Source organism: Vicinamibacterales bacterium, from assembly GCA_036012125.1.
Classification (GTDB): Bacteria; Acidobacteriota; Vicinamibacteria; order Vicinamibacterales; family UBA823; genus UBA11600.
Genome location: DASCOS010000001.1, coordinates 1 through 20,059, shown reverse-complemented (window position 1 = coordinate 20,059; position 20,059 = coordinate 1). Strand labels below are relative to the sequence as shown.

15 protein-coding genes are annotated in these 20,059 nt (G+C 56.0%); 7 read left to right on the top strand and 8 right to left on the bottom strand.

Annotated elements, in window-relative coordinates; genetic code table 11:
- Positions 1 to 83 precede the first annotated feature (83 nt).
- Together QGH09_00075 and QGH09_00070 are read left to right on the top strand one after the other, a co-directional pair.
- On the top strand, positions 84 to 1,661 hold the full coding sequence (locus tag QGH09_00075; GenBank protein ID HJO16586.1) for a sodium:solute symporter: 1,578 nt from the start codon (positions 84 to 86) through the stop codon (positions 1,659 to 1,661).
- 62 nt (positions 1,662 to 1,723) lie between these two features.
- Complete coding sequence (locus QGH09_00070; GenBank protein ID HJO16585.1) at positions 1,724 to 2,470, top strand: copper homeostasis protein CutC; 747 nt, start codon at positions 1,724 to 1,726, stop codon at positions 2,468 to 2,470.
- A 49-nt stretch (positions 2,471 to 2,519) separates the two neighbouring features.
- Here the strand turns inward: QGH09_00070 and QGH09_00065 are convergent, their stop codons facing one another.
- The 4 genes from QGH09_00065 to QGH09_00050 all read right to left on the bottom strand — a co-directional run bounded on the left by QGH09_00065 (position 2,520) and on the right by QGH09_00050 (position 7,645).
- Positions 2,520 to 3,683: a YgeY family selenium metabolism-linked hydrolase gene (locus QGH09_00065; protein HJO16584.1), complete on the bottom strand. Its 1,164-nt coding sequence runs from the start codon at positions 3,681 to 3,683 to the stop codon at positions 2,520 to 2,522.
- 138 nt (positions 3,684 to 3,821) lie between these two features.
- Positions 3,822 to 4,724: a M23 family metallopeptidase gene (locus QGH09_00060; protein ID HJO16583.1), complete on the bottom strand. Its 903-nt coding sequence runs from the start codon at positions 4,722 to 4,724 to the stop codon at positions 3,822 to 3,824.
- A gap of 294 nt (positions 4,725 to 5,018) precedes the next feature.
- Complete coding sequence (locus tag QGH09_00055; GenBank protein ID HJO16582.1) at positions 5,019 to 5,996, bottom strand: serine hydrolase; 978 nt, start codon at positions 5,994 to 5,996, stop codon at positions 5,019 to 5,021.
- Positions 5,997 to 6,019: 23 nt separating this feature from the next.
- Positions 6,020 to 7,645 carry a thiamine pyrophosphate-binding protein gene (locus QGH09_00050; GenBank protein ID HJO16581.1) on the bottom strand — a complete coding sequence of 542 codons (1,626 nt, stop codon included), beginning with the start codon at positions 7,643 to 7,645 and terminating at the stop codon, positions 6,020 to 6,022.
- A gap of 341 nt (positions 7,646 to 7,986) precedes the next feature.
- Here QGH09_00050 and QGH09_00045 point away from each other — a divergent pair, with 341 nt between their 5' ends.
- The 3 genes from QGH09_00045 to QGH09_00035 are packed head-to-tail and all read left to right on the top strand — an operon-like array spanning position 7,987 to position 12,481.
- Positions 7,987 to 9,642, top strand: coding sequence for a hypothetical protein (locus tag QGH09_00045; protein HJO16580.1), 1,656 nt, complete (start codon positions 7,987 to 7,989; stop codon positions 9,640 to 9,642).
- The gene (locus tag QGH09_00040) at positions 9,639 to 11,309 is read left to right on the top strand and encodes a ribulokinase (protein ID HJO16579.1); all 1,671 of its coding nucleotides are present in this window, start codon (positions 9,639 to 9,641) and stop codon (positions 11,307 to 11,309) included. The genes QGH09_00045 and QGH09_00040 overlap by 4 nt, the downstream gene beginning before the upstream one ends.
- Positions 11,297 to 12,481, top strand: a complete 1,185-nt coding sequence (locus QGH09_00035; GenBank protein ID HJO16578.1) for a serine hydrolase domain-containing protein — start codon at positions 11,297 to 11,299, stop codon at positions 12,479 to 12,481. Before QGH09_00040 ends, QGH09_00035 begins: the two co-directional genes overlap by 13 nt.
- 61 nt (positions 12,482 to 12,542) lie before the next feature.
- On the opposite strand, the gene QGH09_00030 is transcribed toward QGH09_00035, so the two are convergent.
- Together QGH09_00030 and QGH09_00025 are read right to left on the bottom strand one after the other, a co-directional pair.
- Complete coding sequence (locus QGH09_00030) at positions 12,543 to 12,794, bottom strand: hypothetical protein (GenBank protein HJO16577.1); 252 nt, start codon at positions 12,792 to 12,794, stop codon at positions 12,543 to 12,545.
- A gap of 52 nt (positions 12,795 to 12,846) precedes the next feature.
- On the bottom strand, positions 12,847 to 13,857 hold the full coding sequence (locus QGH09_00025) for a tagatose 1,6-diphosphate aldolase (GenBank protein ID HJO16576.1): 1,011 nt from the start codon (positions 13,855 to 13,857) through the stop codon (positions 12,847 to 12,849).
- A 110-nt stretch (positions 13,858 to 13,967) separates the two neighbouring features.
- On the opposite strand from QGH09_00025, the gene QGH09_00020 reads away from it, so the two are divergent.
- Together QGH09_00020 and QGH09_00015 are read left to right on the top strand one after the other, a co-directional pair.
- Positions 13,968 to 16,175 carry a transglycosylase SLT domain-containing protein gene (locus QGH09_00020; GenBank protein ID HJO16575.1) on the top strand — a complete coding sequence of 736 codons (2,208 nt, stop codon included), beginning with the start codon at positions 13,968 to 13,970 and terminating at the stop codon, positions 16,173 to 16,175.
- Positions 16,176 to 16,223: 48 nt separating this feature from the next.
- Complete coding sequence (locus QGH09_00015; protein ID HJO16574.1) at positions 16,224 to 17,012, top strand: SDR family oxidoreductase; 789 nt, start codon at positions 16,224 to 16,226, stop codon at positions 17,010 to 17,012.
- Between the two features lie 45 nt (positions 17,013 to 17,057).
- On the opposite strand, the gene ggt is transcribed toward QGH09_00015, so the two are convergent.
- Both ggt and QGH09_00005 read right to left on the bottom strand, forming a co-directional pair.
- Complete coding sequence (ggt, locus tag QGH09_00010; GenBank protein HJO16573.1) at positions 17,058 to 18,749, bottom strand: gamma-glutamyltransferase; 1,692 nt, start codon at positions 18,747 to 18,749, stop codon at positions 17,058 to 17,060.
- Between the two features lie 39 nt (positions 18,750 to 18,788).
- On the bottom strand, positions 18,789 to 20,059 hold a 1,271-nt coding region (locus QGH09_00005; GenBank protein HJO16572.1), incomplete at its 5' end, for a penicillin acylase family protein.

Below are 20,059 nucleotides of genomic sequence, written 5' to 3'. Positions count from 1 at the left end.
GCACATACTTGAATCCGCACGTAGTGTTTACCCTCACTGAAGTGGGAAAGGCGCACGGAGTTTACTTGGCGCGCTGACGCGGCATGCTCGGCACCAGCATTCTCATCGCCTACTTTCTCGGGATCTTCTCCATCGGGTTCCACTTCGCTCGCAAAGAGCGAACGAGCCGCGACTATTTCCTAGCTGGCCAACACGTTGGCTGGTTCGCCATCGGGGCTTCGGTTTTCGCCACAAACATCGGTAGCGAACATTTCATTGGTTTGGCCGGCTCGGGCGCCTCGTCTGGCCTCGCGGTTGGAGCCTACGAGTGGTCCGCCAGCTTGTGCCTCTTTATCCTGGGATGGCTGTTTTTACCGCATTACCTTAAGACTCGCGTCTTCACGATGCCGGAGTTCTTGGAGCGAAGATTCAGCTCTGGGTGCCGTGCCTATCTCACGTGGATTTCGATCTTTGCGTACATCTTTACAAAAATTTCTGTTTCGTTATTCGCTGGCGGGATATTAATCCGGGAAGTCTTCGGCTGGGACTATATGACTTCAGCAATCCTGCTGGTAATTGCAACCGGTGCTTACACGATCGCTGGCGGTCTCGCGGCTGTTATTTACACTGACCTGATTCAAGCGTTCATCCTTATCGGTGGCGCGATTCTACTGACAACACTCGGCCTTAGTGAGATAGGCGGCTTCGCCAACTTAAGAGCAGCGCTTCCTGACGATTTTTTCCACATGCTGAAACCAGCTAGCGACTCAGTCTACCCGTGGCCAGGAACAACTCTTGGCACGATGATCCTTGGCGTTTGGTATTGGTGCACCGATCAGGTGATCGTCCAGAAGACGCTTTCAGCGAAAAACGTAAATGAAGCTCGTAAAGGAACTATCTTCTGCGCTGCACTTAAAATCCTTCCTGTTTTCATCCTCGTCCTGCCAGGCCTCATCGCTAAGGCACTCTGGCCAGCGGACGTGACCGGTGACAACGCCTACCCACTTTTAGTGCTTCGACTACTGCCGGCTGGAGTGCAAAGCTTAATGATCGCCGCCCTACTGGCAGCACTCATGTCATCTCTCAGTTCAGTTTTTAATTCGTGCTCAACCCTTCTTACGATGGACGTCTACAAAAAGCGGCGCCCAGACGCTGCTGAAAAAACGCTGGTCTTTGTCGGGCGCATAACAACGGCAGTGATCGTCGTCGTCAGCATCCTTTGGATTCCATTTATTCAGCACTTGAACAATGAGATCTACCAATACCTCCAGAGCATTCAGGCAAGTCTGGCTGCGCCGATCACAGCGGTGTTCCTCGTCGGTATTCTCTGGAAGGGAGCCACAGCGCGGGCGGCGTTAACCACGCTGGTCTTTGGAGGCATTATAGGCGGCGGGCGCTTCTTGCTCGATGTTCTTCACAACGGTCTGGGTTGGAACCTCGGTGGTCTAAACGCATTAGTAGAATTCAGTTTCCTAAATTTCTCAGTTATCCTCTTCTTCGTCTCGGTCGGAATGATGTTCTGGCTGAGCCAGCCGAGCGAACGGCGTGATGTCGAAAGCCTTGCCGATGTAACGCTCAACTGGAGGAACCACGCTGCCGAGATCGCCGGGCGGACAAATGAAAAAATTATGACCATCATCATCAGCGTCGTGGTCGTTGGACTGTGGTCATATTTTGGATGATTAGAGTTACCATCCTTCAGTATCTATTTATACGCAGATCGTGAAGCTTCCGATTAATAAATATGCCACATGAAATTCTCGTCGAGGCATGCGTCGACTCGGTCGACAGCGCGATTGCAGCTGAGGCCGGTGGCGCGCATCGTATCGAACTCTGTGCAGCGTTACGTGAAGGCGGGTTGACCCCGAGTGCAGGTACGATCGCGGTAACTCGACAGCGTACGACAATCGAAATTCAAGTGATGATTCGACCCCGAGGTGGTGATTTTCTTTATTCCGACACCGAATTCGCGTCGATGCAACGCGACGTCGAGATGGCCAAACGGTTAGGGAGTAACGGTGTCGTCTTCGGTCTGCTGACACAGGATGGCGAGGTCGACGTTCGTCGCACAGAACAACTTACGGAACAAGCCAGGCCAATGGCGGTCACGTTTCATCGTGCGTTCGACATGGCCGGCAACCCAACACAGTCACTGGAAGCCTTGGTCGGGTTACACATTGAACGGGTGTTGACCTCGGGTCAAAGAGCGACCGCAGTCGAAGGGATCGAGCTACTTCGCGAGCTCATCACCCAAGCTGGCGACCGTATTATTGTCATGCCTGGTGGCAGCATAGACGAGCGAAGTCTACTGACAATTCTCTGGGCGACCGGTGCACGAGAAATTCACGTCACAGGCACTAAGAAAATTGAGAGCGCTATGACCTTTCGCAATCCGGATTGCTACATGGGCATTGAGCCGGGCTCGTCCGAGTTCTCGATGAACGTTACCGATGCTGAACGCATCCGTACCCTGGTAGAGTTGGCACGATAGTCACCAATTAACGCCCTGTATTGGCAGCGGTGGAGCCTTACCTAGCCAACTAGAACGCGAGCATTGCGTCTGCGATTGCTCTGTAGCCTGTGGCAGCTCCGAGTAGCTGGCTCACTTCTAGATGCTCGTCACACACATGTGCGTGATGTTCTGAAGACGGCCCAAAGCCGATCGTTGGAATACCGGCAGCTCCTGCACTATAGGCAGCATTCGTACAGAACTGATAGCTCCGCATTGAGGGATCGAGTTGAGTGCGACGTAACCCGGCCAGCGCCTGCTGCACTAGGGTATGCGATTCGTCTATCTCCCAGGGAGGGTACCACTTCGGTTCTTCCCACCGCATACCGGTGTAACTCTCGTAGTTGGTCGTTGCCAACCGAACAGTTGTGTCAGTTGCGGCCGCTCGATTGACAGCCTCTTGCATTTCACTAAATAGCGATTCCTTCGTTTCCCCGGGTAACAACCTGCGTTCGTAAGTGGCACGGCATCCGCTCGGAACAACCGAGTGGGCGGGATACGGTATCGAGATTAGGTCAGTCAAACACGTGACACCACAACCTACAAACGGATGGGTTGGCATCACGAGTGCTTCAATTTCAGCAATTACATCGCGCATGATGTGCACGGCATTGAGTCCGCGGTCCGGCGTCGAGGCATGCGACGGGCGCCCATGGGTCTCTATGACGAGTTCAGCACGACCTCGTCCAGCGCGGACCAATTGGAGTTCAGAGGATTCTCCGATAACAACATAGTCAGGACGGACGGACTGCATGACATGACGGAGGGCTGCGCCTTCAATCAGTTCCTCCCCAACCGATCCAGAAATGATGGCACGTCCCTTCGTAGATTCACGGTCCATGCCCGCAACGCCATGAATCATCGCGGCAAGCGCCCCTTTCATGTCTGAACTACCGCGCCCGTAGATCCGATCGTCCTGGAGGTCTCCTCCAAAAGGGTCGTAGGTCCAGCCATCTCGAGGCAATACGTCGACGGTATCCAGGTGCGCATCGAAGAGCAGCGTCGGCCCGTCGTGGCGACCCTCGACAATGCTGACAACGTTCCCAGCTTCGTCAACTGTTATCTGATCGAAACCGAGGCGTTCCATCTCCTCACGGACACGTGCAGCCATCGCCTGTTCATCGCCCAAAACACTAGGGATACGCACAAGTTCTCGAGTGAATTCGATAAGAGCCTGTTCCTGAGCACTAGTCATTGAGTTGTTTCGATCTGTGTCGAGTGCATACCTCAGTAACCATGCTCCAGTGAGGGCCGTCCCATTGTGGGACCGCCGAGGTAAAAAGTGATCGGCGACTCCGTAGGTTAGTGGAGCATTTGAACTGGCAACAAATCACTACCCACCGTCAGCAAGGACAGCCATCAACGACTGAGGGTCAACGCGCGCCGTGTTCAGACGGACGGTCCAGTGCAAGTGTGGCCCCGTCACGCGCCCCGTTGCGCCGACGTCACCAATGATATCGCCAGAGGCAACCCTATCCCCCTCAGCTACACCAATTCGAGAAAGATGAGCAAAGAACGAGTAGAGACCTAGTCCATGGTCAATGATCACACAGTTACCTGAGAAGTAGAGATCGTTAGCAAGTACGACGACGCCGGAGTTCGGTGCTTTAACCGGAGTGCCCTGCGAAGCTCGAAAATCTGCTCCGCTATGCGGGCTCCGGGCTTGACCATTGAAGACACTACGCCGACCGAAAGCGCTCGTCGCCGCTCCAGTAACCGGACGGAGAAATGCGCCGCTCCAGTATGCTATCGGTGTCTGGGTATTGAATAACTTCGTCGTGCGCGCCCCTTCACGCTGAATCCGCTCGATAACCCCGTCCGGGGGCGTCACATATTCAGGCGCAACGGTCAGCCGGCGTGTCGCGAACTCCTTGGATATCACCGCCAAGGGATGCTCCGTCCGTGCGGTTATTCCATTCGGCGAGGTGCCAACAATTGAAATAAGGTGTTCCCCGATTTTAACGTCCAGATCAATTCCAACTAGGCCACTCCACATCCGCTGGTCGCCGGTCGGTTGGAAGGACACCACACTGCCAAACGCACTAGCGCGCACAGTGCTCACTGGCCGAGAAAACGTCGCGGTCACCCGCACGACTTCACCAGGCTGAAGCGACCGTGCGTAATGGCTCACCTCCATTGTTAGCGGTAGCTCTTGAGAGATCGTAGTCACCGTAGGCACAGCTACCATGACGAAGAAGAGCACAATTCCCTTACTCATGATCCGCATACGATCCATATCGGCCCACCGCTCCCCTCACTGTATGACAGTGACACCAAGCACTCAACTCACCACACCCTCATAGCTCCACGACCATAATGCCAATATTCAGGATGAAACACAGCAGGCAGATGTCATACAGAACAAACTACATCATCAGTTACAATGCCCTCACATCTGGACACATATGGTCTTTAAACTCTCGTCTTACCCAGGTGGTCACAAGTCTTTAAGGAGTCTTTAATGAGCCCTTCGGATCCAAAAAATTCGATTGTGTCGAAGGGGCGTCGAGGAATAGAAGCTTCGCCCTGCTCATCGGGCGGCCAGCACCGCATCGGTTACCAACACACTCACTCCAGCCAGACGCTCCCCCGCCCGATCCCTCGAGAGGCTACCCGGCACCGGTTGTTCAACGATCACGACGTAGACGGTGGTTTCATCCGGTGGAAAATGCCAGAATCCTGAACGAATCCGTACCATCGGGTCGCTATTGAGACTGCCACTCTTGAAGTAATGGACACGACCATCGATACCATCGTCATTAGGCACGCGCAAAATATCCCACATCGCGGAGATTGTATCGGGCTCCATCCCAGCAATACGACGGGAGGCGATGCGCCTTAATACGGCCGCGAGAGACGCAGCCGTAGCTTCGTTGTCTCCAGTCACGTCTCGCGCGGCCAACATGTAACGCCGTACTGTCAGTCCACTAAATGCCGCATCTCTCCGCTGAATCCGTGCGGTCAGCGCGCCAGGACCACCCAAAAGTGCTGTAACCACATTCGCGGAAGCGTTATAGACAACATTCGACACATCACTACCGCGGATCATCATGTGCCCGAGCCGTCTGATCGTGGCCTCCTCGACCTCCCGTCGGATTTCAGTGAGATCGTCCAGACTAAAGTGTGCCACCGCGGGGTGCGCCTCATCGCTCACGATCTCGGCTAGCTCGCTTACCGATTCATCGAGCTGCTCTGCGTAGGCGTCGAATAGTTCGACAAGGTAGGCCGTTTTAATGCTGCTCGCCGCTGCTCGCACAGTCGAGGCATCCCGTATGTACCACGGTTCTCCGGTCACACCTCCGATCCAGATACTAGCGGTCATTCCATCGGAGTGCCCAACTCGAAGTAACTCGTTGATACGAGTATCCAGGGCTGCTACATCGATTCGTCGAGAGCTATCGGTGCCACTTTCCTCCAGCACTGGGGCCCCACAACCAACAAGCGTAGCAGTTACTATGACCAAACTAGCGAATAGCAATGCGCGATGAGCATGTATCGTAACGATCAACAAACCTATCCTTTTCAGGTCAGTTAGGTAACGGTAGGTGGCGCCGAATGCATCCGATACTCGGCCGGGTCGACCGGTACGTCAATCACAACCGGTCTTCCGGTGCCCCGGCCCTCAGCAACCGCCGCGCCAAGTTCGTCAAGGCTTGCGACCCGGCGTCCCCACGCACCTAACGCCTCGGCAGCCATACCAAAATTAATCTTGCCATAGCGTACACCCACGTCAGCCAGCCCTCGTCGCGCCTGTGCCATCTGAATCAGACTGAGTGAGCAGTCGTTGAAGACCACGGTTACGATCGGTAGTCGGAGCCGAACGCAGGTCTCCACATCCGCCATCGTCATTCCGAAGCCCCCATCACCAATCGTACAGAGCACCGGACGATCGCGGAAAATGAGTGAAGCTGCCATAGCCGCTGGAAAAGCGTAGCTCATGGCAGACAAACCGTTCGACTCAAAAAAGGTCATCGGTTCATAAGTTGTCCATCCCTGCGACGTGACGAATTTCACCGAACCGACGTCGGTGGTCGCGATCGTCTCACGAGGTAGCACTTCACGCAGCCGATGCACAACCGCACTGGGCGACAAACCTCGACCCGTAGTCTTAGCCGGCGCAACGACCGAAGCCAATCGTTGCCGAAACGCCACCAACTCTGTGGGATCCCAAGCAAATGGACCCAACTCGGCTTGAGACAACGCTGTTAGTGATGTCGCCACTTGGCCTTCAAGCTCCATCTCTGGCCGAAAGGAACCAGAGGCAATCGATAACGGCCCGATTGAGACGATTGGCATGGTCTGGTGCCACAACTTTTCCGACTCAACCGGTTCGAACCCGACACCCACGAGTAAATCAGCACTGGCTAGAAAGTCTACGATGGCACCATCACCAGACACGCCGGCACACACACCAAAAAAATTCGGATGGTCTTCGGCCAACATGCCTTTTGCCTTGGGAGTGACAAACACCGGAACATTAAGGGCTTCGACGAACCTCCGCACAGCTGCTACGTCGGAGACCCCAAGGTCAAGCCCGAGAATGAGAATGGGCCGTTTCGATGTTCGCAGCCTGGAGCTCATCTTGGCAATAGCCTCGCTGCTCGGCGGTGGAATCGGCGGTGGCTCAAACGCTTCGCCTGAGGGGTCGACTGTCTGTCGGTCCTCTGCGCAGGCCACATCACTTGGCAACGCGATGTGGACTGGCCCCATCCGCGGTGTCATGGCCGTACGGAAAGCACGGCGCACCTTGGCCTCAGTATCCTGACCGTCAAGAGTCAGCACCGCCTTCGTGAATGGACGATAGACCGCGCTGAGATCTAGGTTTTGATGCGTCGCATAAGGTGCGGCCGAGGTCGCCGTCGATGCCGTAATCGCGAGAAGTGGCGAACGATCAAGGTAAGCGTTTGCAACACCGAGCGTCATGTTGACAGCTCCCGGACCCAAAGTGGAAACACAGACCCCTGGGCGCCGAAGCATTTGACCAGTTGCATCGGCCATCAGTGATGCTGTGGCTTCGTGTCGAGTCAGCAGGAAATCAATCTCGACCCGCTTAGCCGCCTCAACGAAGTTGAGGATCTCGCCGCCTGGAAGACCGAAGAGCATGGTAACACCACCCGCCTTCAAGGTTGTTGCAAGTACGTGGGCACAAGTTGGCATCAGACTTCAAGCGTCAGTCGCCGTCTCCACTTGCTGGAGGGTTTCCGAGAATCAGTCATGAGTTGTCCTATCTCGCAGGGAGACAATAGCCGGGCCAAGGCACAGATTCTAACCTAGGACGCGCTCACTGACAGGCCGGCACCGCCAAAACGGCCTTGGGAATCGAACCCGCAGTGATGGAAGGTAAACGAGCACCTAGCCGCCCTTCGAGAGTAAATTATCCATAGTCAGAGGCTTATTGAGAAACGCAGGACCAAATTTTGTGGATTCCGTTATGCTACAAACTGCCAGTTGCGTAAACCTCCCGCGGCCCGAGCCGGTCTTCCCGAACCACAGGGTAAATGGCTGATAAACCCCCCATCCAGATCGTTGCCAGCGGTGATTCGCGGCCGAGTGCCAACCGGCGGTGCTGGCCCGCACAACAAGTACTCGAGAAGATGGTGCAAGGTGTGTTGAAGGATTTGGGTCATCAGACCCATCGGGCTCATGAGCCCGACCTGAACACCGGACATGGCTTTATCGACAGCCAAGCACGCGGACTGGAGGTTTTCAGACAGATCGACCCACAGTTACCAATCGTTGTTGCGACAGCAGTTTGGCAATACACAAGCCATGTCCTAGCCGGCTTAATCCGCCACAAGGGACCGGTCTTGACCCTGGCCAACTGGAGCGGTGAATGGCCTGGCCTCGTGGGCCTACTCAATCTCAACGGCTCACTGACGAAAGCCAATGTCCCTTACAGTTCCGTCTGGAGTGAGAACTTCCAAGACGATTTCGCTAAGCGCGGATTATCCGAATGGCTGACTCATGGACACATCACGCACGACGTGTCACACGCACGACCACTCGACGATCACCAGTGGCCGGTTGAATTTCAAGAATTTGCAGCGCGTGGCCACGCAGTTGGATCGCATCTTCGAACTGACCAAGCACTACTCGGCGTGTTTGATGAGGGTTGCATGGGAATGTTCAACGCGATCATCCCTGACCAACTACTGCATCGCTTGGGGCTTTTCAAAGAGCGACTTAGCCAGTCAGCACTTTACGCGGCCATGCGTGACGTTAAGACTGAGACAGCCCGTGTTCACTACAAGTGGCTACTAGACCGCGGCATGCAATTCCGATTTGGCCCCGATGAAAGCGAACACCTCACCGAAGACCAAGTTTTAGAAGGCTTGAAAATGTACACCGCAGCCGCGACCCTCGCCGACCGATTCGGTTGCAGCGCCATAGGTATCCAGTACCAACAGGGTTTGAAGGACCTGTGTGTTGCCTCCGATCTCGCTGAAGGATTATTAAACAATCCCGATAGGCCGCCAGTCGTTGGCGCAAACGGCCGTCCGGTGTTCGAAGGTCAGGCTATTCCACACTTTAATGAGGTCGACGAGTGCGCGGGCGTCGATGCACTGCTCACCAACCGGGTTTGGATGGCTCTCGGGTTTGACCCATCCACGACGCTCCACGACGTTCGGTGGGGCGAGGTCGTTCGTGACCACGGAGTCAACGAGTTCGTGTGGGTCTTTGAAATCTCTGGTGCCGCACCTGCCAGTCACTTCATTAATGGCTATGCCGGTGCCGTCGGCGAACGCCAACCACCCATGTACTTTCCTCGCGGCGGATCAACACTGAAGGGCGTCAGTAGACCTGGTGAAATTGTGTGGAGCCGGATTTACATCGAGCAGAACGCCCTACACATGGATATTGGCCGTGGGGGCGTTGTTCGGTTACCCGACGAAGAGACTGAGCGACGGTGGCAACTGACCACTCCGCAGTGGCCGATCATGCACGCTGTTCTGTATGGAGTGAATCGTAACCAGCTCATGGCAAAGCACCAATCCAATCATATTCAGGTGGCGTACACTCCCAACGCGGTCGACGCCCATCGTGCGCTGGTCATGAAGTCCGCAATGGCACAGGAACTTGGCTTGCGGGTTAATCTCTGCGGTGATTTGGACGATGATCTTTCTCAGCACCAGGCCGTCGAGTTTCAGCGATGAGTCGAAGTGTTACCCCGTGCTCCATCGGGATAGATTTTGGAACGGCGTCGTGCCGAGCGGTTATCGTAGAGATGGCTACTGGGCGCCAACTTGCAACTGCGGTAGCAGACTATCCGCATGGAGTGATCGACCGTGAACTACCTGACGGCGGTGCGCTAGAAGCCGACTGGGCCCTCCAGCATCCTACAGATTACCTGACCGCATTGACCGCCGTCGTGATAGAGGCGAGACGAGAAGCCGGAGTGCCCGTCGATGCAATCAGGGGAATGGGCATTGACTTCACCGCCTCAACGGTGCTGCCGGTTGACAGAGGCCATCAACCACTCTGCCTGAACCCGGCATTCGTTAAACGTCCTCACGCTTGGGTCAAACTCTGGAAACACCACGCAGCACAGTCGCAAGCGGATCGAATTAACGAAACCGCCATCGCTCGGAGTGAGCGCTTTCTTAACGATTACGGAGGCCGCACCTCCCCGGAATGGCTCGTCGCCAAAACGCTACAAATCCTCGAAGAAGACCCAGAAATCTATGAAACCGCCGAGGGTATCGTGGAGGCTGCAGACTGGGTAGTCGCTCAATTGACTGGCAAGCTCGTAAGAAACGCCTGCGGAGCTGGCTACAAGGGCTTCTGGAGCCGAGCACACGGCTTTCCATCTCAGGCATTCTTCGAAGCCCTCGACCCACGGATGCGCCACTTCGTCCAGAACAAGCTCCCGGGTGACATCCTCGCACCCGGGCAGTGCGCGGGAAGGTTGACCGACGAGAGCGCTTCGCGTCTCGCATTGAGTCCTGGCACGCCGGTCGCCGTCCCAATTATCGACGCCCACGCCGCAGTCCTAGGTGCAACAGTTGTCACCCCAGGTCGCATGGTCGTCGTTCTCGGGACTTCAACCTGTCACATGTTGCTAGCAGAACACCATGCGCCTGTTGAGGGAGTGGCTGGCATCGTGGAGGATGGTATCGTCGAGGGGTTATACGGTTACGAGGCCGGCCAGGCTGCGGTCGGGGATATCTTCGCTTGGTTCGTTAGGTTTGTAAACCCGGATCACGCGCAGGACCCAGACACATTCGTGCAGCTTGAAAGTGCGGCAGCAGCAACGAAGCCAGGCGGGAACGGATTGGTCGCGCTGGATTGGTGGAACGGCAATCGATCCGTTCTAGCCAACACCGACCTTTCCGGACTTATTGTGGGCCTATCACTCCAGACCACTCAGGCCGATGTTTACAGAAGCCTCATAGAGGCAACGGGTTTCGGGACTCGTCGTGTGCTCGACGCATTTGAACTGGAACAGATCCCAGTGACCGAACTTGTCGCTACCGGTGGTCTGGCCGATCGTAGTCCGCTCTTACTCCAGGTCTACGCTGACATCACGCAACGACCTATTCGTCTGGCGACCTCAGGCAATGCCTCGGCCTTGGGTGCCTCCATTCTTGGTGCCGTGGTAGCTGGACAGCAAATTGGAGGCTACGCATCACTCGGGGCGGCAGTCAAGAACATGGCCCACCTTGAGACCGAAACGGTCGCACCGAACCCTGCAGTTGAACAGCCATACGATCGGCTCTATCACGAATATCTTGAATTGCACGATCATTTCGGCCGCGATGGCACAGCAGTTATGTCACGGCTGCGACAACTTCGGCGTGGAGGTGACGTATGGTCAGCTTGAGATTCATCGGAGCACAACTCCTTATCAGCATCCTCGTGAGTTCGGTAGCGGTGCTGGTCAGCGCTCGACCCAGTAGAGCCCAAACCAGCACAGAGTTCGAAGCGGCCTTGGCCGAAATTGACCAAATGGCCCAAACCGAGCTAGCACGGGATGACATCGGCAGTGTCACCATAGGCGTCGTCAAGAGAGGGGCGCTCATCTGGACCAAGAGCTACGGTTTCGCCGACATGGCCACTCACAAGGTTGCAACAGTTGATACGGTCTACAGGATCGGGTCAATCACCAAGCCATTCACAGCGCTGATGCTCTTGCAACTCGTCGAGCGTGGGGTTGTGAGGTTGTCGGATCCGGTGGAACGTTATCTACCTGTGATCAACGAGGTGCAGAATCGGATAGTCGGTGCTCCGCCGATCTCTCTCGTGCAGCTAGCTACGATGACCTCAGGGCTCGGCCGTGAGCCAAAGGACTTACCGACCTATCTAGTGGGACCTGTGAATGAATGGACGCAGGTGATGCGAAACGCCTTACCACGTGTCGAGTATAGCTTCGAGCCTGACACCCATTATCACTATTCCAACATCGGCTACGCTGTGCTGGGTGCCGCTCTCGCCAAAGCTTCCAGACGACCATTCGTCGACTACATGACCGAGGAGATCTTCCGCCCGCTTGGAATGACTCAGACCGCCTTCGAGCCAAATCCTGAGATTCAGGCTCACCTAGCAACCGGTTACGGCGTTGCTGACGGTGTCATCGATGCCGACACACCAGCGCGCGAACACGGCGGACGCGGTTACAAAGTGCCAAACGGTGCGATGTACACAACCGTTGGAGACTTAGCTAAGTTCTTGGCCTTCCAACTGGGCCACGGCCCTGAATGGGTACTGGCGCGTGAAACCATCGCCGACAATTTCACGCGGGTCAACTCAGCGAACGGTGATTTATCTACCGGATACGGCGTCGGTTTTCAGGCAATTCGTCGTAGTGGCTTCGTAACCTATGGCCACGGCGGTTCTGTCGCGGGATATCGCGCCGCCGCGTTTATCGCTAGAGACTCGCAAGTTGGCATGATCGTACTGCGGAACGTTGGAGGTGGAGCATTCAGAGTGACTGATTTCTGCTTGCAGGCACTTGAGGTTCTAGTTATGTCAGAACAGGCAGCCGTATCACACTGAGGCAAAACCGTATCAGTCCTAGAACAAATGGCCTGGTAATTGCTGGTCTTTGAATCGTGTGCTATGCCTGTGCGGCCCATCGCTCACTTGGCAGCGACAGAAGGTGGTAGCGCTCACGCAAGCGCGCCACACGCTCGGCGTATTTACGCTTCGGAAACTCATCCCGCATCATTGCCGCTCGAAGCGCCCTGAGTTCGTAGAGATATAGCGCGGTGACGTGATCCTTCACAAGCGCCGGAGGCGTCGCTGTAGTCGGTCGCACACCGTGTGCCACTAGCGCTGCAAGAATTTTCGGACGGTACTCAAACACCATGGAAACGCCGTAGTCGTCCGACGGAATACCTCAACACAGAAAAAGAGAGTGCTCAGGCAAGCGCGTCAGCCGACGCCGCCCCGTACGCGGTGAACCATGGGTGAGCAGTCCTCAGTCGTTCATTAACGTTGCCGATATTGTCTACACCCTCACCCTCAAGCCAGTTTCGGAAAGCTCCAATGCCTTGAGTGGCATACACGGGGATCCCTTCCTTCCAAGTTGCGCGGCCACAAAGTACCCCGGAGAACTTCACACCGGATTCGTTAGCAAGTTCGAGCGACTCAGTAAATTCAGCGTTACTGACGCCAGCAGAAAGGTAAATAAACGGCTTGGTCGCCACGGCAGCGGCCGCCCGAAAGTGATCCAGAGCTTCGTCACGTGAGTACACTCTTGCACCACCGAATGCCTTAGCGCCTTCAACACATTTCATGTTAACCGGCACTTCAACTTTCATCACGTCTACACCATATCGGTCTTGCGTAAACTCGGCCATGCTCTGCTTGACCACTTCGGGTTTGATCTTGGCGTACTCAGCCCCTTTTTCGTCCCCTCCGTTGGTGTCGTAGCCGACCGGCTCAAGAAAGAAGGGGATGTCGTTCGCCCGACACTCGTCGCCGACCCGCTCAATGAACGCGTGCTTCTGCTCATTGACTTCTCCAGTCTCAAAGGGCGTGTAGTAGAGAAGAATCTTAATGCAGTTGGCCCCTTCTGCCTTTAAGCGCTGCACCGACCATCCTGGGAGGAGCCCTGGTAGCCGTCCCGGTTTATTGTTGTCGTAGCCGCTCTCCTCATACGCGAGGAGCAAGCCAGCATCCTTAGCTCGCTTCTTCGACGCAGGAAGCCCCCACTGGGGATCAAGGAGAATCGCACTAGCGTGTGACGTTAGAACCTCAGTCACAGCCCCCTTAAACTCCTCCATCATCGCATCACTGACATCGCCCCCCTTCGCCTTGCCGAGCGCTTTTTTCAGTGAGCCACGCTGGTCCATTGCCGCAGCAGCAATTGCTCCCCGTCCATCCGATACCGCATCCATACCAGCCAGTTTTCCCGGTGTTATCTTCACGCACCATCTCCTGTTACTGTACCGCGGACCTATGTTGAATCGTCAGCATCCCGACGTTTTCCACGGCTTCTCATCCACTATTGTAGTCGGTCCGTGGTACTCTTCGCGAGATGCCATTGTCACAGTCATCACTCCTAAGAGCAAGAATCCACCAAGCATTTATTCTTGTGTGGCTCTCAGCAGCACCTGTTCTCGGACAGTCCGCCACTGAGCCCCAGTTACCCCCACCTCGTTTTTCTAATGCAGTGCAGCTATTGAATAACGGTGAGTTCAGTCACGCACTCGCCGCACTTCAGCGTGCGCTCACCGACGAACCGATCGAAGCCCGTCTCCTCCGAGCACAGATTTTGAACAACGCTGGACGAGTCGAAGATAGCGAGGCGCTCTGGTCGTCCCTGGCGGATGAGGAGCCGGTCTTGCGTTCGTTCGCACTATCCCGACTCGTCGACAGCACTGTAACTCGAAGCGCTGCAGGTCTTGCCGACGATTATCTAACCGCTCTCACGAATGGACGACCGGCACGAAGCCACTTAGACCTTTTAGTCGCTGTCGGTGACATTTCACGTGAAGCGGGGCGCCCAAACCGTGCCGAGATAAGATACCAAGAAGCCTTGCAACTTACCCGGACTGGACCGGTCGCGGATCGAGCAAGGCTCGGCTTAGCCACAGTTTATGAAGAAGCCGGTGATATAGATCGCGCACTTCTCCTCTATCGCAACACCCAACTCCAGTTCCGGTCCGCGGCGGTCTTTGTGGAAGCCCGTGAAGCAGCTCGTCGCCTCACTGGCGCACAAGGCATGCCGACGTTTGACAGAAACCAATATCGCGACCTTGTACGGCGATTGCGCCGAACTGCTCGATACCGGATAGCGCTAGAGCTGCTCGATGAGTGGGCAGAATCCGGCACCGCCGAGCTTGACCAGATTGACTTGGAGCGGATTGAAACCTTGTATGCAATGCGATCGAACGACGAAGCCATCAAAGCCTGCGCCGCCTTCAGCAGCAACTATCCATCCCACGGTCAGCTTCCAAGGGTGCATCTCATCCGCTTTCGCCTAGCGGTAAGGCTTGGTCGAACGGACGAGGTGAGAGCCTTGGGCGGTAACCTGTGGACGGGAACGGTTCCCGGGACCCCTCCTGGTATTAAGCGTGACACGGGCACTCTACTAGCCGCGTATCTCGTCGCCGTAGGACTCGTTGACGAGGGGTTGGACGTCTATCGTGAACTTTTTCGGATTACCCAGAACGCTGGTGACCAGCGTACGGTCCTGTGGCGCGCCGGCATAGCTGCATTGCAAACAGATCAATTGGAGCGTGCAGTGACCAACCTCCGCGGTTTAGTGCGGAGGCGTCCAACGGGTGAGTTAGCGCCCGCGGCCTTGTATTGGTTGGGGATCGCCGAGCAACGGCTTGGGCGGGTGGCCACCGCAGTTGACACATTCCGTTCGCTAACAACTCGTTACCCCTACCACTATTATGGAGTACGCGGGTTAGAGCGTCTCCGTGACGAAACATTAGCAGGCAGCAGTGGTGATGGTTCATCACCGCGCAGCAGGCTTTCATTCCCTGAACTGAAACTTACACGCGCCACCGTTGACGCACCTGAACTCCAGGCTGCCACATTATTAGCTCGAGCGGGACTGTCCCTCGACGCCGCTGATACAGCATGGACACTTCTCCAGCAGCGATCGCATGATCGTGGTCTGGCCTTTCTAACAGCCATGGCACTGGCAACGGCTGGAGATTATGCTCGCGCGTCGCGGGTCGTGACTAACCACTTTGGCGAGTTCCTCCGGCAGCCAGCCGGCAATCTACCGCAGAATTTCTGGCAACTCGTCTACCCACGGCCGTTCAGGTCAGAGGTGGAGGCTGCTGCTGAGGCAAACGGGATGGACCCACTGATGCTCTATGCCATCATGCGTCAAGAATCGAGGTTCGACCCCAGCGCTCGCTCAGCCGTTGGGGCTCTCGGTCTGTTTCAGATCATGCCTGCCACTGCAGCCGCAATAGGTCCGTTAGTGGGCGTGGGAAACGTCAGCAACGATGAATCCGCAATGATTGAACCAAGCGTGAACGCTGCAATCGGCGCTGCATTGGCGAGCCGCCTGCTCACGATGTTCGACGGCCACCTTGCTCCAGTGGCTGCCTCCTACAACGCCGGTGAAGACCTTGCTCGGGTGTGGTGGACCGCCGTAGACGGACTTCGTGAGGATTATTTTGTCGATGCGATCCCCTACAGTGAAACGAGGCGATTCGTCCGTGAAGTTCTAACAAACCACGCCTCTTACCGACGCCTTTACGCCAACAGCACGCCCTAGTGCGCATCATGCGGTCGAGTTAATCCGGCCGCGGGGAGGACATCAATCGTGGAACTTGGACTAAAGGGAAAGCGTGCACTCGTCTGTGCGTCGAGTCGCGGGCTAGGATTCGCATGCGCTTTGGGTCTAGCCAAGGAAGGTTGTCACGTTGTAGTCGCGAGTCGAAATCAGGCGAGGATTGAGGAGGCAGCCGAACGTATCCACAACGAAACAGGTGCCCAAATCCACCCTGTGGCGGCTAATGTCAAGGATGCTGATGCAGGTGAGAAACTGGTTCAGACCGCCATTGACGAATTCGGTGGCCTCGAGATACTGATCCACAATGCGGGCGGACCCCCACCGGGAGGTTTCTCTGCCGTCGATGAGGGCCAGTGGGCCTTAGCGTTCGAACTCAGCCTCATGAGTTTCGTCCGCATGGCCCGAGCCGCCGCACCCCAGATGAAACGCGCTGGCTACGGACGAATCCTAGCAATCGCGTCGTCGTCAATTCGGGAGCCGATTCCAAACCTGGTGTTATCGAACGCGATGCGAATGGGCGTACTAGGCACGGCGAAAACCCTGTCAAAAGAACTGGCTAGGGACAATATTCTAGTCAACGTAATCGCACCGGGGCGGATCTACACAGAGCGGATTGATGAACTGGACCGTGTCGATGCCGAACGGGAGGGCACGACTGTCGAGGCCATTCGGAAGGCCTCAGTTGCAACCATTCCAATCGGTCGGCTCGGCCGGCCGAAAGAACTAGCTAATCTCGCCGTCTTCCTTTCATCCGAAGCTGCAAGCTATGTGACAGGTGCCGCCATCCAGGTCGACGGCGGCATGCAAGGCACTTACTGAGAACGCGGAGCGATGATCAGAAACGGTCACCGCTCCACATCTTCGTTACTGATCGGTGCCTATCGCACCACCGTCGGGTCTACGACCGTCCAATCCAGCTTCCAGTAGATTTTCTTCGACGTTATAAAGGATCGCTTCCGCTGCCCCCTGATCAATCACTTCCCGAAGCGTGTGGCCACGCGACTCGAGCAATCGCATAGTGTCAGGAGAAAACCCGTACCGCTCATAGTTGATCCGGTCTGGTAGCCATTGATGATGAAAGCGCGGAGCATCGATCGCCTCCTGAATGTTCATACCAAAATCTGTGACGTTGAGAATAGTCTGAAGCACAGTATTGATGATTGTCCGTCCACCAGGGCTACCCGTAACCATGAAAAGTTGACCGTCCTTGGCGACAATGGTTGGCGTCATGCTCGATAACATCCGTTTGCCTGGCGCCGTCAGGTTAGGCTCGGTCCCGATTAGACCGTCGGCGTTCGTCGTATCAGGCCCTGCGTTGAAGTCACCCATCTCGTTGTTAAGAAGGAACCCAGCGCCCGGCACGACGATGCCGGACCCATAGCCAAATTCCAGCGTGTAGGTCAGCGAGACGGCATTCCGCTCCCGATCCACGACTGAAAAGTGGGTCGTTTCTGAACTTTCAGCCGGCCAGGAAAAACTTGTAGGGCTCGACACTGACGCCCGCTCGGTATTTATCGAGAGCCGCTGGTCAGCAGCATACGCTTTAGAGGTTAAACGCAAAATCGGCATGTCAGTATTGAAATCCGGGTCGCCGAGATACAGCGCCCGGTCCGCATAGCCGCGACGCATAGCTTCGGCAATTAGGTGCATGGACTGCGCCGACCCGAATCCGAGCGACGCGAGGTCATATTCCTCCAACACATTGAGCATCTGCACCAACACGGTGCCGCCAGAACTGGGTGGTGGCATCGAGATGATCTCGTAGTCGCGATAGGTGCCACGAATCGGTTCCCGCTTTTTCGGCTCATATCTCGCCAAGTCTGCTTCAGTGATCAAGCCGCCGTTCTTGCGCATCTCGTCGGCGATCAAACGGGCCGTTTCGCCATGGTAGAACCCAGCTGGTCCTTCGTTGGCGATCCGTTCTAATGTGCTGGCCAGGTCAGGCTGCGCAAAATTCTCACCAGCCTCGTATGGCACACCGTTCTTTGAAAAATGCGCAACTGATGGTGGGTATTGACTCATGCGCTGCAACACGCGCTTAAGCGATGCCGATAAGTCATGAGTGACGGTAAATCCATCACTGGCTAAAGCAATCGCCGGTTCGACCAGGCGCCGCCAGGGCAGGCTGCCATGTTCTTGCCAAGCTAGATACAACCCCGCAACAGTCCCGGGTACGCCGACCGACAGGTGGCTGAGGTGATGCCGCTCAAACGAGTACTGTTCGCCCTCAAACCACATCGTTGCCGACGAGCCCGCGGGCGCGACCTCACGAAAATCGTAGGCAATCGCATCACCCGATGCTGCCCGATGTACCAGAAAGCCGCCACCTCCGATGTTTCCTGCAGTCGGATGCGTGACGGCTAGCGCAAAGGCTGTGGCCACAGCAGCATCCACTGCTGTTCCACCTTCCTCCAGCGCATCGATACCTACTTGAGACGCGATGGCGTTCTGGGACACAACCATGCCATTCCGAGCACGGATAGGTTTGTTGCCAGCCTGAACCAATCCCACCGTTACAGCAACCAGTAGCACGACAACGACACTCAACCGTTTCATCTGGATTCCCCTCACCTAACGCCACCGCCGGTCATTCCGCTACCGGGGCTCGGTGGGCATCAATCGCTCGGTCCGCTCAGCAACGGACTCGACCTTCGTTCTCGAATAGAATACCGGAAAATACTTCCCTGCAGCCCATAACTTGAACAAGTCCCGGTAGTGTGGGTCATCGGGGTCCCCTGACTGACCGGGAGCGTTCGTTCCGACCGCATGGTCCCAATCTTCGGTGTCGGCAATCATTCTGAATGAGGCGCCAGAGGTCTGATTGTCACCGTTACCGGTGTTGTTCAAACTACGGCCATAGCCACCTCGCGCTACAGGCCCCACGTCCAAACGGGCTCGCGTAGCATCGTCAACGGCTGGGCTCAATGGATGACGAATGAGCGCATGTTTGAAATCAGGCTGGCCATAGTGCCACCGAGTCTGGTCTGGACCAAGGCGGGTTCTAAGCTCTTCAAGTGCTTCTTCCATGCTGTGCACTAGGAGGCGGTCTCGTCCCTCGATCGGGTCTGGACCGAAACGTCCGTCTGGCGCAGCCAACCAGTTGATGACCTTCTTCATATTCAAGCCACCCAGGAAGTCACGAATGGACGCCGGAACCAAAAGTTCACGAAGGTTCTGCATAAGGCGCCGTTCCCAGGTTACATAGATCGCTGCATCAACTGAATCTCGATCCAGTACCGCGTCCCAGCGTAACAAGCTACGTCGTGCATCATTCGCCGCCGGGTCGTCAAGCGTAAGGTCGCGAAGGAACGGAATAAGATTTTTCGCCGGCACTGAGAACTCATCCTGCTGGAGTCGCATCATGTCAATAAGTGTATGGCGGCTGCCAGACCGGAGCACCTCGTTGAGACGAGCCGCGCGCATCTCGTCCCCCCATGTGTAATGCAGGGCGTTCAGGTAAGGATACCCATCCGGCACCATATAGTTGTTGGCCGTTCCGAAATACTCTTCAGGAGGATTAGTAACGTGCGGAAGCGCTATAATCGGAAGGTAGCCATCCCATTCATACCGTCCGTCGCCCGGGACAGGCACAAGCCCGCTCCAATTCGGGCGAATCGGTGAAACGCCGACCGCCTGATAACCAATATTCTTGTCGCGGTCAGCCCACACCATGTTCTCGGCCGGAATCCGACTATAGCTACACGCCTCACGGAATTCTTCCCAGCTACGCGCCTGGTCCATACGGAGACTCGCCAGATACGGCGCCGAACCGATGTCGAGCCACGCGGCTCGAAGAGCATAGGCTTTTCGGTTTTCAGTATCTTCATACTGTACTGGTCCGTGTCGTGTGTACTTTAATCGGACGG

Coding starts and splice junctions, on each gene's coding strand:
- QGH09_00040 (HJO16579.1), top strand. CDS start 9,639: ATGAGTCGAAGTGTTACCCCGTGCTCCATCGGGATAGATTTTGGAACG.
- QGH09_00065 (HJO16584.1), bottom strand. CDS start 3,683: ATGACTAGTGCTCAGGAACAGGCTCTTATCGAATTCACTCGAGAACTT.
- QGH09_00035 (HJO16578.1), top strand. CDS start 11,297: ATGGTCAGCTTGAGATTCATCGGAGCACAACTCCTTATCAGCATCCTC.
- QGH09_00020 (HJO16575.1), top strand. CDS start 13,968: ATGCCATTGTCACAGTCATCACTCCTAAGAGCAAGAATCCACCAAGCA.
- QGH09_00050 (HJO16581.1), bottom strand. CDS start 7,645: ATGCCAACTTGTGCCCACGTACTTGCAACAACCTTGAAGGCGGGTGGT.
- QGH09_00075 (HJO16586.1), top strand. CDS start 84: ATGCTCGGCACCAGCATTCTCATCGCCTACTTTCTCGGGATCTTCTCC.
- QGH09_00045 (HJO16580.1), top strand. CDS start 7,987: ATGGCTGATAAACCCCCCATCCAGATCGTTGCCAGCGGTGATTCGCGG.
- QGH09_00060 (HJO16583.1), bottom strand. CDS start 4,724: ATGGATCGTATGCGGATCATGAGTAAGGGAATTGTGCTCTTCTTCGTC.
- QGH09_00030 (HJO16577.1), bottom strand. CDS start 12,794: ATGGTGTTTGAGTACCGTCCGAAAATTCTTGCAGCGCTAGTGGCACAC.
- QGH09_00070 (HJO16585.1), top strand. CDS start 1,724: ATGCCACATGAAATTCTCGTCGAGGCATGCGTCGACTCGGTCGACAGC.
- ggt (HJO16573.1), bottom strand. CDS start 18,749: ATGAAACGGTTGAGTGTCGTTGTCGTGCTACTGGTTGCTGTAACGGTG.